Genomic DNA, 15,600 nt, shown 5'->3' on the forward strand with positions numbered 1-15,600 from the left:
ACAATCCGGACCGTGGCGCTGGCCTGCAGAAACCGCCAGTAGAATCTGGTCACGTGACTGCTCAGACTGCGAAGCCCCGCATCCCGAACGTCCTGGCCGGCCGCTACGCCTCCGCGGAGCTCGCCGTCCTCTGGTCCCCCGAGCAGAAGGTGAAGCTGGAGCGCCGGCTGTGGCTCGCCGTGCTGCGCGCCCAGAAGGACCTCGGGATCGAGGTGCCGGACGCCGCGCTCGCCGACTACGAGCGGGTGCTCGACCAGGTCGACCTCGCGTCGATCGCGGAACGCGAGAAGGTCACGCGCCATGACGTGAAGGCGCGGATCGAGGAGTTCAACGCGCTGGCGGGTCACGAGCAGGTCCACAAGGGCATGACCTCCCGCGACCTCACCGAGAACGTCGAGCAGCTCCAGATCAGGCTCTCGCTGGAGCTGATGCGCGACCGCACGGTGGCGGTGCTGGCCCGGCTCGGCAAGCTGGCGGGCGAGTACGGCGAGCTGGTCATGGCGGGGCGCTCGCACAATGTCGCCGCCCAGGCCACGACGCTCGGCAAGCGGTTCGCGACCGCGGCGGACGAGCTGCTGGTGGCGTACGCGCGGCTGGAGGAGCTGCTGGGCCGCTACCCGCTGCGCGGCATCAAGGGCCCGGTCGGCACCGCGCAGGACATGCTCGACCTGCTGGGCGGGGACGCCGCGAAGCTGGCCGAGCTGGAGCAGCGGATCGCCGGTCACCTGGGCTTCGCGCACGCCTTCACCTCGGTCGGCCAGGTCTACCCGCGCTCGCTGGACTACGAGGTCGTCACGGCGCTGGTGCAGCTGGCCGCCGCGCCCTCGTCGCTGGCGAAGACGATCCGGCTGATGGCCGGGCACGAGCTGGTCACCGAGGGCTTCAAGCCCGGCCAGGTCGGCTCCTCGGCGATGCCGCACAAGATGAACACCCGCTCCTGCGAGCGCGTCAACGGCCTGATGGTCATCCTGCGCGGCTACGCGTCGATGACCGGCGAGCTGGCGGGCGACCAGTGGAACGAGGGTGACGTCTCGTGCTCGGTGGTCCGCCGGGTGGCGCTGCCCGACGCGTTCTTCGCGCTCGACGGACTGCTGGAGACGTTCCTGACGGTGCTGGACGAGTTCGGCGCGTTCCCGGCGGTCGTCGCCCGTGAGCTGGACCGCTACCTTCCGTTCCTGGCCACCACCAAGGTGCTGATGGCGTCGGTGCGGGCCGGGGTCGGCCGCGAGGTCGCGCACGAGGCCATCAAGGAGAACGCGGTGGCGTCGGCACTGGCCATGCGCGAGCAGGGAGCCGAGCGCAACGAGCTCCTCGACAAGCTCGCCGCCGACGACCGCCTGCCGCTGGACCGGGAGCAGCTGGACGCGGCGATGGCGGACAAGCTGTCCTTCACGGGTGCCGCCGCCGACCAGGTCGGTGCGGTGGTCGCCCGGATCGAGGAGATCGCCAAGCAGCATCCGGAGGCCGCCGGTTACGTGCCGGGTGCGATCCTCTGATCCCTGGGCACACGACCCGTATGACACCCCAGGAACTCGAGGCCGCTCGTGACCGCATCGTCCCCGATGTGATCGCGGGCGGCCTGTCCGTGCTGTTCTGCGGCATCAACCCGGGGCTGATGTCGGCGGCGACGGGCCACCACTTCGCCCGCCCCGGCAACCGCTTCTGGCCCGTGCTGCACCGCTCCGGCTTCACCCCGAGGCAACTGCGCCCGTCCGAGCAGGAGGAGCTCCTGACCTACGGGCTGGGCATCACCAATGTCGTCGCGCGGGCCAGCGCGCGGGCCGACGAGCTGAGCGACGAGGAGTTCCGCGAGGGCGGCAGGCTGCTGGCCCTCAAGGTGGAGCGGCTACGGCCGCGTTGGCTGGCGGTGGCCGGGATCACCGCGTACCGCACGGCGTTCCACGATCCCAAGGCCCGGACAGGGCCGCAGCGGCGGGTCATCGGTGACACCCGGATCTGGGTGCTGCCCAACCCCAGTGGGCTCAACGCACACTGGACGCTGGAGACGATGGCGGAGGAATTCGCCCGGCTGCGCGAAGCCGCGCGGGAGGAGTCCTAGGGCGGGTCGATCTCCGTCACCGCGGCGACCAGCTGGAACGGCAGCTCCTTGTCCCACTGGGAGACGCCGAGGACTATCCAGTGCTCCTCCACGCGCCACAGGTGGACGTCGGGCACGGACTGACTCAGGCCGTCCCACGGGTCGGGTATCTCCTCCCCGGCCATGCTGCGGTCCAGCACCGACCACAGGCTGAAGACCTGCGGCTCACCCCAGCGGGCCGTGAGCAGCATCGAGAGCGCTTCGCGCTCCGCCTCGTACTGGTCCTCGACGGCCTCGCGCCCGGTGCCGTCGTCGTCCCAGAAGTCCTCGCTCGTGGCGAGCTCGACGAGGTGGTAACCAACGCCGCTGTGGCCCACGTCCGTTCTGCCGGACTGCGCCGGGAAGGGCAGGGAGCGCAGCCGGTCGATGGTCGCCAGATGCCGTGCGGTGGTCATGGGTCCAGTAAAGCGGCCACCACTGACAATTGGCGTTCCGTCAGCCTCTCCTCCGGGTCGTGGTCGGGCGTCCCTGCGGCGCGGGGCGAACCAGCCGGCCGGCAGTGCGGCCGAGTGGCCACGGAGATGTGCACGCGGTGCGGCTGGTCGCGGGGGCGAGTCGCCGCTCTTCCCCGCGGCGGCGCGGTCGTTGGCCGCCCCCGTACGGCAGCGGCACCGCGCGGGCACGTGCCGGAGCGGGCCGCGCCGATCGGAGGGGAGCCGGAGCGGTGCTGCGGCGGGTGGTGCGGGGCCCGTACGCGGAGGTCGCCGCCGAGTTCGTCGTCGGCACGGAGACGGGCGAGACCCGTGTCGGCTCAGTCCTCGCCGAGGTGGGGGCGCACGACCGCGCGCACGCGGTGGCGTACGCGTCGGGGTTCCTCACGCCGGCCGAGCCGCCCGGGGTGCGGCCGGAGCGCACGCCCCTGGGGGCCACCGCGGGTGAGGGGTCTGACCACACGGCCGGGGCATTGAGTACCATCCGGCAGACATGCGTTCTAGCTGGGAGGACACACGGTGAGCCGGCTGACCGGCGGGGATCCGTCGCTTTTGCGGCGGATCAATTCCGCGGTGGTACTCCATGCGCTGCGGGGCGCCGACGCGCGCACCCTCACGGATCTCACCCGGATCACGGGGCTGTCACGGCCGACCGTCGAGGGTGTGGTCGAGGGGCTCATCGGCAACGGTCTGGTGGTCGAGGCGGCGCCCGAGGAGGGCGAGGCGAGGCGGCAGGGACGGCCGGCGCGGCGGTTCCGGTTCCGGGCGGAGGCCGGGCATCTGATGGGCGTCGAGATCGGTCCGCGCCGGGTGGCCGCGCTGATGTCGGGGCTGGACGGACGGATCATCGGCGCCGGTTCCCGGGAGGTGTCGGAGACGGCGTCGGCGGACGAGCGGCTGGAGCGGGTGCGGGCGGTGGTCGCCGACGTGCTGCGCCGCACCGGTGTCGCGCGCGGCAGTCTGCGGGCGGTGGGGGTGGGGACGCCCGGGATCGTGGAGGCCGACGGGACGGTCCGGCTCGGTACGGCGCTGCCCGGCTGGACCGGGCTGGCGCTGGGCGAGCGGCTGCGGCGGTCGTTCCGGTGTCCGGTGCTGGTCGAGAACGACGCGAACGCGGCGGCGGTGGCGGAGCACTGGAAGGGCGCGGCGACCGACTCGGACGACATCGTGTTCGTCCTGGCGGGGCTGAGTCCCGGGGCCGGGTCGCTGATCGGCGGGCGGCTGCACCGGGGGTTCGGCGGGGCCGCCGGGGAGATCGGGGCGCTGCACCTGCTGGGGCAGGGGGCGACGCCGGAGACGCTGCTGTCGACCACGGACGAGCCGCTGCACCCGCTGGACGAGCAGGCGGTGGCGGAGGTCTTCGCGCTGGCGCGGGACGGCGACGTACGGGCCCGGGCGGCGGTGGACCGGTTCATCCAGCGGCTGGTGCACGACGTGGCCGCGCTGGTGCTGGCCCTCGATCCGGAGCTGGTGGTGGTCGGCGGCTGGGCGGCCGGCCTGGACGGGGTGCTGCAGCCGCTGCGGGACGAGCTGGCACGGTTCTGTCTGCGGCCGCCGCGGGTGGCGCTGTCGCTGCTGGGTGAGGCGGCGGTGGCGACGGGTGCGCTGCGGCTGGCGCTCGACCACGTGGAGGAGCAGTTGTTCGCGGTCGAGGGAACGGTGACGGCCCGCCGCTGAGCGACGGGCCGGTCACGGTGGTGGGTACGCGGAGGCGATGCGTCAGGGGCGGTGCGTCAGGAGGCGATGCCGAAGTCGCCCGCGTCGCCGAAGGTGAGCCGGCAGGTGTCGGCGCGGTAGGTGGCGACGGAGACGGCGGCGGTGCGGCCGTCCGCCAGGTAGCGGGTGGTGACGACGAGGACCGGGGCACCGGGCAGCCGGTCGAGTTCCCTGGCGTCGTCCGCGCGGGCGGAGCCGAGCTCCACGGCGCGGTCCTGGCCCTCCAGGGTGAGCCGCTGCAGTTCGCGCAGGACGCTGCGGGCGCGGGCCGTGCCGGAGAGGGCGTCGATGGCGGTGAGGTCGGGTACGGAGCCGGCCGGGACGTACAGCTGCTCCGCGGCGACGGCCTGGCCGTGCGTCACACGGAGGCGGCGCACGGTGTGCACCGGTTCGTCGGCGTCCTGGTCGAGGAGGCGGGCCACGGCGGTGGGCGGGGCGGCGAGGGCGCAGTCGACGGGCTCCCAGGCCTCCTCGCCGGCGCCGGGCCACTGGGCTTGCGCGGTGGAGACGTCGACGCCCACGCGGGGCGGGGCGACGGTGGTGCCGACGCCGCGGCGGCGCTGCAGTCGGCCCTCCAGCTCCAGCTGTTCGAGTGCCTGACGGAGCGTGGCGCGGGCGACGCCGAAACGAGCGGCCAGTTCACGCTCGTTGGGCAGGATCTCCCCCACCGAGAAATCCGTGTCCAGTGCTTCGCCGATCACGGTCTTCAGGTGCCAGTACTTGGGCTCCGGCACCGATTCCAGCTGCGTGGTCCCCACCCTGATCCTCCGCAATCGCCGGACTCCCGGCGGCTTTCCGTGCCTTGTTTATTAAAGGTTCCTGCACTATCCCTTGCGACCATAAGGCGGTGCCCACCCTTGGTCAAGACCAATCGTCGGCCGGTTACGCAGCGGGGTCGAGCGTTGTCGCAGAGCGTTCACGGGCTGTTCGCACCCGCCGTGCGGGGCGGGGCTGCGGTACGACGAAGGCCCCGCGTCCGGGAAGGACGCGGGGCCTGGCGACCGGCGGGACGCCGGGTTACGGCTGCAACTGAAGTGAAGCCAGCTTGTCCGGGTTTCGCACGATATAGATGCACTGGATCTGATTGTCCACCACATCCACCTGGAACACCGAGTCGGGCCTGCCGTCGACGAGAACGACCATCGCGGGCCCGCCGTTGACCTCGACCGTCCGGAACTCGGCGTACGCGGCCGGATCCTGGGCGACAGCGCAGAGGAACCGCCCGACCTTGTCGGGGGTGTGCATGACGCGCAGCGGCGCCTTGGCCTTGCCGCCACTGTCGCCGATGAGCCGTACGTCGGGGGCGAGCAGGGCGAGCAGCCCCTCCAGGTCTCCCCCCGCCGCCGCCGCGAGGAAACGCTCCGTCAGGTCGCGGCGCTCGGCGGGGTCGACGTCGTACCGGGGCCTGCCCTCGTCGACGTGGCGGCGGGCACGGCCGGCGAGCTGCCGTACGGCGGCCTCCGAGCGGTCGAGGGTGGCCGCGATCTCCGCGTATGGGAAGCCGAAGGCCTCGCGCAGTACGAACACCGCCCGTTCCAGCGGCGAGAGGGATTCCAGGACGACCAGGACCGCGAGCGAGACGGACTCGGCGAGCACCGCACGCTCGGCCGTGTCGGGGACGGTCGGGCCGAAGTCGGTGACGACCGGTTCGGGCAGCCAGGGGCCGACGTAGGCCTCGCGGCGCGCCTGCACCTGGCGGAGCCGGTCGATGGCGAGACGGGTGGTGACGCGGACGAGGTAGGCGCGGGGCTCGCGGATGTCCGAGCGCTCGGCGGCGGACCAGCGGAGCCAGGCCTCCTGGACCACGTCCTCGGCGTCGGCGACCCGGCCGAGCATCCGGTAGGCCACTCCGGTCAGGACGGGCCGGTGCGCCTCGAACACCCCGGTGACGTCGTCGGCCTCCGTGCCGGGTTCTGTGTCTGTGTCGGTTGCCACCGCCCCATCATGCGATACGGGGCACCGGGGGCACCCACCCGCCCCTTGAACTCCGGCCCACCGCACGGTATTTCTTGCTGACATCGCGTCTAAGACATCGCGTCCACGACAGGGCGCGGAGGTGCAGGGCGGGGACAGGGAGAAGCAGCATGGCCGCACAGGTGTCCTTCTCGGTCGAGTCCTCGCGCGGGTCCGGCACGGTCTCCGTCGAGTACGAGCGGATGGGCGACGGGGAACCGCTGCTGCTCCTCCACGGCATCGGGCACCACTGGCAGGCCTGGCAGCCGGTGCTGGAGATCCTCGCGGCCGAACGCGAGGTGATCGCCGTCGACCTGCCGGGCTTCGGCGCCTCCCCCGCGCTGCCCGACGGGTTCGCGCACGACCTGGTCACCTTCGTACCGGTGCTCGGCACCCTGTGCGAGGCACTGGACCTCGACCGCCCGCACGTGGCCGGCAACTCGCTGGGCGGGCTGCTGGCCCTGGAGATGGGCCGGCGGAACCTCGTCCGGTCGGTCACGGCGCTCTCCCCCGCCGGCTTCTGGACCGAGGGCGAGCGCCGGTACGCCTTCGGCGCGCTGCTCGCCATGCGGCAGGGGGCGGAGTCCTTGCCGCTGTCGCTGATCGAGCGGCTGTCCCGGTCGGCCGCCGGACGGGCCGCGCTGACCAGCACCATCTACGCGCGGCCGGGGCGGCGTTCACCGGAGGCCGTGGTGGCTGAGACGCTCGCCCTGCGCGGGGCCGCCGGCTTCCGCCGGACGCTGGCCGCCGGGCGGGAGGTCCTGTTCGCGGACGACGTTCCCGGGCTGCCCGTCACCATCGCGTGGGGCACCCGCGACCGGCTGCTGCTGCGCCGCCAGGGCGTCCGCGCCAAGCGGGCCGTTCCCGGGGCGAGGCTGGTGCGCCTGCCGGGATGCGGACACGTGCCGATGAACGACGACCCCGCCCTGGTCGCGCGTGTGCTCCTGGACGGAAGCCGCTGAGGCGTCCGCGGTACGCCGCCGCAGGACACCCGAGCCGAGCGCGACACCCGCGCCCACCAGCGCGCTGCCGACGCCCTGGGCGACCCCGTACGAGCCGGTGGCCACCAGCGGCGCGGTCATCGCCGCCGACACCGGGATGAGCCCGGAGAAGAGGGTGGCGCGCTCGGCCCCGATTCGCTGGACGCCCATGTACCAGCAGACGAACCCGACGACCGTGACGACCGCCGCCTGCCACACCAGCGCCGCCGCCTCCTGGCCGGACGGTACGCGCAGCATGTCCGTACCGTCCATCAGCAGCCCCGCGAGGGCCGATTCGAGCGCCGCGACACCGCAGACGGTGGCCGACAGCACCTTCGGGCCGAGCGGCTTCAGTACGGGCACGGCCAGTACCGCGAACCCGACCTCCCCCACCAGGGCCCCCACTGACCAGGCGATCCCCGCCAGGTCGGTACGGCCCCACCCCTGCACGGTGAACGCCCCGGCGGCGACCAGCAGTGCCCCGTACAGCACGGGCCGGCTGGGCCGGCGGCCGCCCATGGCGGGCACCAGCACCGCGACCACCACGGGGGCGCAGCCGACGAAGACCCCTGGAACGGCGGGCTCCGCGGTGCGTTCGGCGGCCAGGACCGCCAGGTTGAACCCGACCATCCCGACGGCCGCGAGCAGCGCGACCCGACCCCACTGGCGCACCGTCAGCTTGCCTACGGCGTCGGCCGCGCCCGGCCCCACCAGAGGCAGCAGCAGGAGGAAGGCCAGGCCGTAACGGAGGGCCTGGCCGCCCGCGTACGGGTAGTCGCCGAGCACGCTGTTGGCGGTGAAGGAGGCGCCGACGAGGACGCAGGCGAAGGCGGCGAGTGCCATGCCGCGCGTCCGGTTCGGGTTCGCGTTCGTGTTCATGCCGTCGACGCTAGGTGCGGAGCCGGACCCCTTGGAGGTCCACTTTCCACCCTGGTTCGGGGACCACTCGCCCACACCTCGCCCGTCCGGGTCGCGGTTGCGGGACGCACCGAGTGCCGCGGTCCGCCGATGGGACGACCTATCCTCCTGCCATGGAGGCACTGGCCGCACGGCTGTCGCAATTGGACGCGCAGGCCGAAGGGGTGATCCGCGTCGTCATGTTCTACGACACGCTGATGCGCCGACGGGTGGATCTCCCGGCGCTCACCCGGGCTTCGGCGGGTCTGGCCGGGTGCGTGGCGGGGGTGCGGCTGCACGGCACGGGTCGGGCGATCCGCATGGCGCCCGACGGCAGGGAGGAGTCCACGCCGCGGTCCCCCGAGTGCGCCCGGGCGTCGATCACGCTCGACGAGGAGGAGATCGGCACGGTGTGGCTGGAGCGGCCGGGACCGCCCGGCCCGCTCGACGAGTTGCTGCTCGAACGGCTGGCCCTCGCCGCCGCCTCGGTCGTCGAGAGGTACGGCCCGGCCCGCACCACCATGGCCGACCCCGCCCTCGTCGAACTGGTGATCAGCGCCGACAGCGACGAGGCAGCCAGAGCACGGGCGTTGCGCCTGCTGGGTTTCGCGGCCGGACTTCCGGTCAGGGTCGTCGCCGTACACACGCGGGCCGCCCTCGACCAGGTCGGCGCCCTGGTCTGCCCGGCCCGTCCGGTGAAGGCGGCGGTAGTCGCCGACGTGGGCGTCATCCTGGCCACCACCGTCGACGCGGGCCGGTTCCCGGCGGACGTACGCGCGGGCATCGGCGCCGCCGGGAGCCCCGACCGCTCCTGGCGGCAGGCCCGCACCGCCCTCCGCTTCACCACCCCGCGCCGGCCGGTCGTCCCCTACGAGGGACTGGGCGCGCTGGCGCTGCTGGCCGATACGCCCCTGGACGCCCTGCGTGAGAACGCCGACGTGGCCGCGATCGCCCGTGTCGCCGGCAATCCGGAAGATCTGGAGACCCTGGACGCCTACTGCGCCACTGGCTCCCGGCGCCGGGCCGCCGAGCTTCTCCACCTCCACCACAGCAGTGTCGCCCGCCGCGTCGAACAGCTGGAGAAGACCCTGGGCATCGCGCTCGCCGAACCCGCCGGGCTGGTGCGGGCCTCCCTCGCCCTCGCCGGATGGCGGCTCCTCGACGACCGGGAATCGGTGACACGCTGATTTACTGGTCGCTTCGCGGCGGCATCGGGGGAGAGCGTGGCCATGACGGGCGAATGGCGCGGGGGCGCCTGGGAGTTGCTGCTGCCCGTGGCCGGCGCACCGCCCCGGCGGCGGGGCCGGGCGCTCCAGTCGGCGTTGCGCGAGGCGGTCAGGTCGGGACGGATCGCGGCCGGGACACGGCTGCCGTCCAGCCGGGAGCTGGCCGCCGACCTCGGGGTGTCCCGGGGGCTGGTGACCGAGGCGTACGAGCAGTTGACGGCCGAGGGGTACCTGCGCAGCGGCCGGGGTGCCGGGACCTGGGTGGGCGACGCGGTGCGGCAGGCCGCGCCCGCGGCGCGGGACCTGGCACCGGGCGGGGCGGCGGCCCGTGTGGACTTCCGCCCGGGCACACCGGACCTGTCGCTGTTCCCCCGTACCGCCTGGGCGGCCGCGCACAAGGCCGTCCTGTCCCGGCTGCCGCACCGCGCGCTGGGGTACCCCGACCCACGCGGGCTGCCGGAGCTGCGGACGGCGCTGGCCTCGCTGCTGGCGCGGCGGCGGGGGGTGGTGGCCGACCCGGAGCGGGTGGTGGTGTGCTCGGGCGTGGCACAGGCGATGACGCTCCTCGGTTTCGTCCTCCGGGCGCGCGGTCTGCGGACCCTGGGCGTCGAGGATCCGGGCAGCCCGGAGCCGACTGCCCTCTTCGCTTCGGCGGGGCTGCGGACCACTCCCCTGCCGCTGGACGCGGAAGGGCTCGCACCGGCGCCGCTCGCCGCGTCCGGCCTGCGGGCCGTGGTGCTCACGCCCGCCCACCAGTTCCCCTCCGGGCTCGGCTACTCGGCACGGCGCCGCGCCGAGCTGCTGGACTGGGCCCGTACGGTGGACGGTTACCTGATCGAGGACGACTACGACGGCGACTTCCGTTACGACCGCGCCCCCGTGGGCGCCCTCCAGGGCCTCGACCCCGAGCGCGTGGTGTACACCGGCTCGGTCAGCAAGTCCCTCGCGCCCGGGCTGCGGCTCGGCTGGATGCTCGTCCCGGAGTCCCTCGCCGACGAGGTCGTCGAACGCAAGCGCACCATGGACCTGGGCAACCCGTCGCTGGACCAGGCCGTGCTGGCCCACTTCATCACGAGCGGTGGCTACGACCGCCAGCTGGGCCGCTGCCGGCGCGCCTACCGGGAGCGGCGGGACGCGCTCATCGCCGCCCTGGCGGAGCACCTGCCCGGTACGGAGGTCAGCGGCATCGCGGCCGGGCTCCACGTCATCGCGCGCGTGCCGGGGCGATTCGCGCCCGAGGCGGTCTTCCTGCGGCGGGCCGCCGCGGCCGGGGTGGCCCTCCGTCCGCTCGCCGACTACGGGACGGCGCGGCCCGACGACCAGGACGTCCGGCTGGTCCTGGGCTACGCCCATCTGACGCCGGCGGAGATAGCGCGGGGTGTGGGGCTGATGGCGGGCGCCTGACGAAGTTCACGCGGGGTTCGCGTGCAGGCCGCCGCCGGGCGTTAGGCATGGGGCGGCCCCTGCCGTCCCGTCCCCGGAGGCGTATCGATGTCGCACCGCACGAGCCCGTCCCCCGCCCGCCGTACCGTCCTGCGCGGTTCGCTGGCCGCTTCGGCGGCACTCTCACTGGGCGCCGCCGCGCCCGCGTTCGCCCGGTCCGGCCGGCCGGGGGCCGCGTGGGGGGTGCAGACGGGTGACGTCACGGCGTCGTCCGGTCTGGTGTGGGTACGGTCGGACCGGCCGGCCCGGATGGTCGTGGAGACCTCGGCCACCGAATCGTTCCGGCGCGTGCACCGGCACGTCGGCCCGCTGCTCGGTCCGGACACCGATTTCACCGGCACCACGCCGTTGCGCGGCCTGCCGCCGGGCGAGCAGATCCACTACCGCGTCACGCTCGTGGACCCGGACGACCCCCGGCGCGGCGGCGAGCCGGTGCTCGGCACCTTCCGCACCGCGCCCGCGCGGCGGAGGGACGGGGTGCGGTTCCTGTGGTCGGGCGACATCGCCGGGCAGGGGTGGGGCATCAACCCCGACATCGGCGGGTTCTACGCGTACGAGGAGATGCGCCGTCTGGATCCGGACTTCTTCCTGTGCAGCGGTGACACCGTCTACGCCGACGGCCCCCTCCAGGCCCGGGTGGCGCTGCCGGACGGGCGGGTCTGGCGCAACGTCATGACCGAGGAGAAGGCGAAGGTCGCCGAGACGCTCGACGAGTACCGGGGGGTGTTCCGCTACAACTTGCTGGACCCGGCCGTCCGCGCCTTCAACGCCCAGGTGCCCTCCGTCGTGCAGTGGGACGACCACGAGGTGCGCAACAACTGGTACCCCGGCCAGATCCTGGACGATCCCCGGTACACCGAGAAGGACGTCGACGTCCTCGCCGCCCGCTCGATGCGGGCGTTCGGCGAGTACTTCCCGGTGTCCACGCTCCACTCGGGCCGGATGCACCGGGTGGTGCGGTACGGGCCGCTGCTGGACGTGTTCGTGCTGGACATGCGGACGTACCGCAACGCCAACTCGCCGGGCCGTCAGACGGACGACACCACGGGCATCCTGGGCGCCGGGCAACTGGCGTGGCTGAAGCGGGAGCTGAGCCGGTCCCGCGCGGTGTGGAAGGTGCTCGCCGCGGACATGCCGCTCGGGCTCGTCGTCAAGGACGGCGCCACGGACATCGAGGCCGTCGCGCAGGGCGACCCGGGCGCCCCGCTGGGCCGTGAACTCCAGATCGCCGAACTCCTCCGGTTCGTCAAGCACCGCCGGATCACCGGGACGGTATGGCTCACGGCCGACGTGCACTACACGTCGGCGCAGCACTACGCGCCGGAGCGGGCGGCTTTCACGGACTTCGCGCCGTTCTGGGAGTTCGTCTCGGGTCCGCTCGCGGCGGGCGGGTTCCCGGCGAACGCCCTGGACGGTACGTTCGGCCCTGATCGGGTCTTCGTCCGCGCGCCGGAGCGCGCCAACGTGTCGCCGATGGAGTCGCCGCAGTACTTCGGCGAGGTGGCCATCGACGGCGACAGTGGCGAGATGACCGTACGGCTGCGGGCGACCGGCGGGGCGACGCTCTTCACCAAGACCCTCCGGCCGGGGCGGGTCGGCCAGTGAGGCCCCCCCGGAAGCCCAAACTATTGAAAACCGGACCTAATAGTCCAGATGCACGCTTAACCCATCAGACACAAAGCGTTCGTGATCGCGCAACACCACTGGGTCACAGTGAAGCCATGACTGATGTGACTTCTGCGAAGAGCCCCCGCCGCCACCACTGGCGGCGGGACCTCGTCGAACTGGCCGCCCTGTTCACGGCGGTGGCCGTCGCGGACGCGATCGCGAACACCATCGTGCACGGTCCGGACGGCCGGTACCTCCTCGTCGTGTCGGCGGTGGCCCTGGTGGCGACGGCGGTGTTCCACACCTGGTGGGCACGCCGCCACAGCCATGCGCCGCCGGCCGTCTCCCATACCGGTGGCGGCCCCGCGACGGCCGCCGGCGGCGAGGACACGACGGGCGGCACGGTGCTGTGGCGCATGCGGACCACCGTGCGCGACGAGCCCGGAAGCCTCGCCGCGCTGTGCACCGCGCTGGCCCATCTCCGCGTCGACATCCTGACCCTGCAGACTCACCCACTGGCCGACGGCACGGTCGACGAGTTCCTGCTGCGGGCGCCCGCCTCGCTCCAGGCCCCGACGCTGACCCGGGAAGTGGCCTCGGCGGGCGGCACGGGCACCTGGACCGAGCGCGCCGACGCGCACGACCTGGTCGACACCCCCGCCCGGGTGCTGGGCCTGGCCACCCGTACCGCACTCGACGCCGCCGAACTCCCGCTGGCACTGCGCCAGTTGCTCGGCCGGTGCACGATCCACTCGCTGCCGGCCGTCTCGCCGACCGGCCGCCCCACCGGTGTGACGGCGCCGGTGGAGGGTGCCCTGGAGGACGGCGACACCGTGATGCGGCTGCGCGATCCCCACGGTGGAGCCATCACCATCGAGCGACCGTACCTGCCGTTCACTCCCACCGAGTTCGCCCGTGCCCGCGCCCTCGTGGAGCTGGACGCCCGCCTGGGTCCGCGCATCCCGCGCAGCCAGGACGTGCTGACGCTGCCGGAGGGCAACGAGATCACGGTCCGCCGTGCCGACCGGGGCGACCTGGAAGCGGCCCGGGCCATGCACGACCGCTGCTCGGACCGCACCCTGAGCCTGCGCTACCACGGCCCGGTCGGGGACGCCCGCAGCTATCTGAACCACCTGCTCAGCCCCCGGTTCGGCCGCACCCTCGCCGTCGAGACGGCGTCCGGCCGGCTGGTCGCCCTCGGTCACCTGCTGTGGGACGGCGACGAGACCGAAGTGGCGCTGCTCGTCGAGGACGACTGGCAGCGCCGCGGCATCGGCTCGGAACTGCTGAACCGCCTGGTCGGGCTGGCGCTCGAAGCGGGCTGCGAGAGCGTGTACGCCGTGACGCAGTCGTCCAACACGGGCATGGTCGCGGCGATGCGGGGGCTGAACCTGCCGCTCGACTACCAGATCGAGGAGGGCACCCTGGTGATCACCGCGCGGCTGACCGGTGTTCCCGCGCCGCACCCTCAGGGGCAGGCCGGGCGGGCCGAGCGCTGAGCGCCTCCGTCAGGTCCCGCCACAGGTCCTCGACGTCCTCCAGGCCGACCGACATCCGCAGCAGCCGGTCGCTGACGCCCGCCGAGCGCCGGTCGTCCTCGTCCACGATGCGGTGGCTGATGGAGGCCGGGTGCTGGATCAGGGTGTCGACGCTGCCGAGGCTGACCGCCGGCGTGATCAGCTTGACTCCGGCGATCACGTCGTGGGGGTCCCCGTACACCTCGAAGGCGACCATGGCCCCGCCGATCTCCGGGTAGTACACCCGGGCGATCCGGGGATCGGCCGCCAGCCGGCGCGCCAGGTCGGCTGCGGACGTGGAGGCGGCCCGCATCCGCACCGGCAGCGTGGACAACCCGCGCAGCAGCAGGTAGCCCGCCAGCGGGTGCAGGACCCCGCCGGTGGCGAACCGCACCTGGCGCAGCTTGCCGGCGAACTCCTCGTCGCACGCCACCACACCCGCCAGCACGTCCCCGTGCCCGCCGAGGTACTTGGTGGCGCTGTGCAGAACGATGCGCGCCCCGTGCTCCACGGGGCGTTGCAGCACGGGGGTGGCGAAGGTGGAGTCGACGAGGAGCGGCACCGAGCCACAGGCGTGCGCCACGGCCCGGATGTCCACCTCGGCGAGTGTGGGGTTGGCGGGGGTCTCCACCATCACCAGACCGGTGTCGGGGCGGATGGCGTCCCCGATGCCCGCCACGTCGGTCCAGGTCACCTCCGTACCGAGCAGCCCGGCCGTGAGGAGGTGGTCGCTGCACCCGTACAGCGGGCGGACCGCCACCACGTGCCGCAGCCCCATGCTCGCCCGGACGAGCAGGACCGCGGTCAGGGCGGCCATGCCGCTGGCGAACGCCACGGCGCTCTCGGTGCCCTCCAGCCGGGCGAGCGCGGTCTCGAAACGGGCGGTGGTGGGGTTGTCGAGCCGGGCGTAGACCGGCGGCCCGTCCGGGCGGGCACCCGTGGTCGCGAACGCGTCGATCCGTTCCGCCTCGGCTCTCGCGTCGTGGGACGGGTACGTGGTGGACAGATCGATCGGCACGGCGTGCAGGCCCAGGGCGGCGAGGTCGTCGCGGCCGGCGTGCACGGCTTCGGTGGCCAGCGCCCTCGGGGTGGGGAGGGCGGGCGAGGCGTCGTGAGACAGGGCATCCATGGACCGCACTGTGAACAGATACCGAGGGGTAGCTGGAAATTGCCGTGTTACGTTCGACGAATGACCGATTCTGTCGTCCTGGACACGGTCGATCTGCACATACTTCGCCTTTTGCAGAACGACGCCCGGACCACGTACCGCGAGCTCGCCGCCGACGTCGGGGTCGCCCCCTCCACCTGCCTGGACCGGGTGGCACGGCTGCGGCGCACCGGCGTGATCCTCGGGAACCGACTGCGACTCGATCCGGCCAAAATCGGCCGCGGCCTGGAAGCGCTGCTCCTGGTGCAGGTGCGCCCCCACCGACGGGAGCTGATCGGCCCGTTCGTCGAGCGCATCCGCGCCCTGCCGGAGTCCAGGGCCCTGTTCCATCTGACGGGTCCTGATGACTATCTGGTGCACGTGGCGGTGTCGGACCCCTCCGACCTGCAACGACTCGTGCTCGACGAATTCACCTCGCAGCGCGAGGTCGCCCGCGTGGAGACCCGGCTGATCTTCCAGCAGTGGGAGTGCGGGCCGCTGCTGCCGCCGGGCGCGCCCGCTCATTTGTCAGCCGACCGGGACGGATGAGGATGACGACGAGGCCCGTGGCATACCAGGATGGC

General features: G+C 73.3%; 13 protein-coding genes and 1 pseudogene. 9 read left to right on the top strand and 5 right to left on the bottom strand.

The features are described from left to right. The first annotated feature begins 53 nt into the window (after nt 1–53). Together purB and mug are read left to right on the top strand one after the other, a co-directional pair. Nucleotides 54–1,496, top strand: coding sequence for an adenylosuccinate lyase (gene purB, locus ACZ6C1_RS30430; RefSeq protein ID WP_469245245.1), 1,443 nt, complete (start codon nt 54–56; stop codon nt 1,494–1,496). A gap of 20 nt (nt 1,497–1,516) precedes the next feature. Then, complete coding sequence (mug, locus tag ACZ6C1_RS30435) at nt 1,517–2,059, top strand: G/U mismatch-specific DNA glycosylase (RefSeq protein ID WP_469245247.1); 543 nt, start codon at nt 1,517–1,519, stop codon at nt 2,057–2,059. On the opposite strand, the gene ACZ6C1_RS30440 is transcribed toward mug, so the two are convergent. Further along, entirely contained in the window at nt 2,056–2,493 is a 438-nt protein-coding gene (locus ACZ6C1_RS30440) for a hypothetical protein (RefSeq protein WP_469245248.1), read from the bottom strand. The two genes, mug and ACZ6C1_RS30440, sit on opposite strands and share 4 nt — an antisense overlap. A gap of 555 nt (nt 2,494–3,048) precedes the next feature. Between ACZ6C1_RS30440 and ACZ6C1_RS30445 the strand changes: the two genes are divergently transcribed. Beyond that, entirely contained in the window at nt 3,049–4,206 is a 1,158-nt protein-coding gene (locus ACZ6C1_RS30445) for an ROK family transcriptional regulator (protein ID WP_469245250.1), read from the top strand. 56 nt (nt 4,207–4,262) lie between these two features. Here ACZ6C1_RS30445 and ACZ6C1_RS30450 read toward each other — a convergent pair whose 3' ends face one another. Further along, nucleotides 4,263–5,003: a GntR family transcriptional regulator gene (locus ACZ6C1_RS30450; RefSeq protein WP_469245252.1), complete on the bottom strand. Its 741-nt coding sequence runs from the start codon at nt 5,001–5,003 to the stop codon at nt 4,263–4,265. Between the two features lie 259 nt (nt 5,004–5,262). Beyond that, nucleotides 5,263–6,180: an RNA polymerase sigma-70 factor gene (locus tag ACZ6C1_RS30455; protein WP_469245254.1), complete on the bottom strand. Its 918-nt coding sequence runs from the start codon at nt 6,178–6,180 to the stop codon at nt 5,263–5,265. A gap of 149 nt (nt 6,181–6,329) precedes the next feature. Here ACZ6C1_RS30455 and ACZ6C1_RS30460 point away from each other — a divergent pair, with 149 nt between their 5' ends. Next, nucleotides 6,330–7,160 carry an alpha/beta fold hydrolase gene (locus ACZ6C1_RS30460; protein ID WP_469245256.1) on the top strand — a complete coding sequence of 277 codons (831 nt, stop codon included), beginning with the start codon at nt 6,330–6,332 and terminating at the stop codon, nt 7,158–7,160. Nucleotides 7,161–7,640: 480 nt separating this feature from the next. Here the strand turns inward: ACZ6C1_RS30460 and ACZ6C1_RS30465 are convergent. After that, nucleotides 7,641–8,057, bottom strand: a pseudogene (locus ACZ6C1_RS30465) (EamA family transporter); the annotation flags it as partial. A 152-nt stretch (nt 8,058–8,209) separates the two neighbouring features. Here ACZ6C1_RS30465 and ACZ6C1_RS30470 point away from each other — a divergent pair. The 4 genes from ACZ6C1_RS30470 to ACZ6C1_RS30485 all read left to right on the top strand — a co-directional run bounded on the left by ACZ6C1_RS30470 (nt 8,210) and on the right by ACZ6C1_RS30485 (nt 13,851). After that, nucleotides 8,210–9,262, top strand: coding sequence for a helix-turn-helix domain-containing protein (locus ACZ6C1_RS30470; protein ID WP_469245258.1), 1,053 nt, complete (start codon nt 8,210–8,212; stop codon nt 9,260–9,262). Nucleotides 9,263–9,304: 42 nt separating this feature from the next. Beyond that, complete coding sequence (gene pdxR / locus ACZ6C1_RS30475; RefSeq protein ID WP_469245260.1) at nt 9,305–10,705, top strand: MocR-like pyridoxine biosynthesis transcription factor PdxR; 1,401 nt, start codon at nt 9,305–9,307, stop codon at nt 10,703–10,705. 87 nt (nt 10,706–10,792) lie between these two features. Next, nucleotides 10,793–12,349 carry an alkaline phosphatase D family protein gene (locus tag ACZ6C1_RS30480; protein WP_469245262.1) on the top strand — a complete coding sequence of 519 codons (1,557 nt, stop codon included), beginning with the start codon at nt 10,793–10,795 and terminating at the stop codon, nt 12,347–12,349. A gap of 116 nt (nt 12,350–12,465) precedes the next feature. After that, complete coding sequence (locus ACZ6C1_RS30485) at nt 12,466–13,851, top strand: GNAT family N-acetyltransferase (protein WP_469245264.1); 1,386 nt, start codon at nt 12,466–12,468, stop codon at nt 13,849–13,851. On the opposite strand, the gene ACZ6C1_RS30490 is transcribed toward ACZ6C1_RS30485, so the two are convergent. Further along, nucleotides 13,784–14,998, bottom strand: a complete 1,215-nt coding sequence (locus ACZ6C1_RS30490; RefSeq protein ID WP_469245266.1) for a trans-sulfuration enzyme family protein — start codon at nt 14,996–14,998, stop codon at nt 13,784–13,786. The two genes, ACZ6C1_RS30485 and ACZ6C1_RS30490, sit on opposite strands and share 68 nt — an antisense overlap. Nucleotides 14,999–15,058: 60 nt before the next feature. Here ACZ6C1_RS30490 and ACZ6C1_RS30495 point away from each other — a divergent pair, with 60 nt between their 5' ends. After that, nucleotides 15,059–15,565, top strand: coding sequence for an Lrp/AsnC family transcriptional regulator (locus ACZ6C1_RS30495; RefSeq protein WP_469245268.1), 507 nt, complete (start codon nt 15,059–15,061; stop codon nt 15,563–15,565). The last annotated feature ends 35 nt before the right edge of the window (nt 15,566–15,600 follow it).

This window comes from Streptomyces sp. NPDC041796, assembly GCF_055590785.1.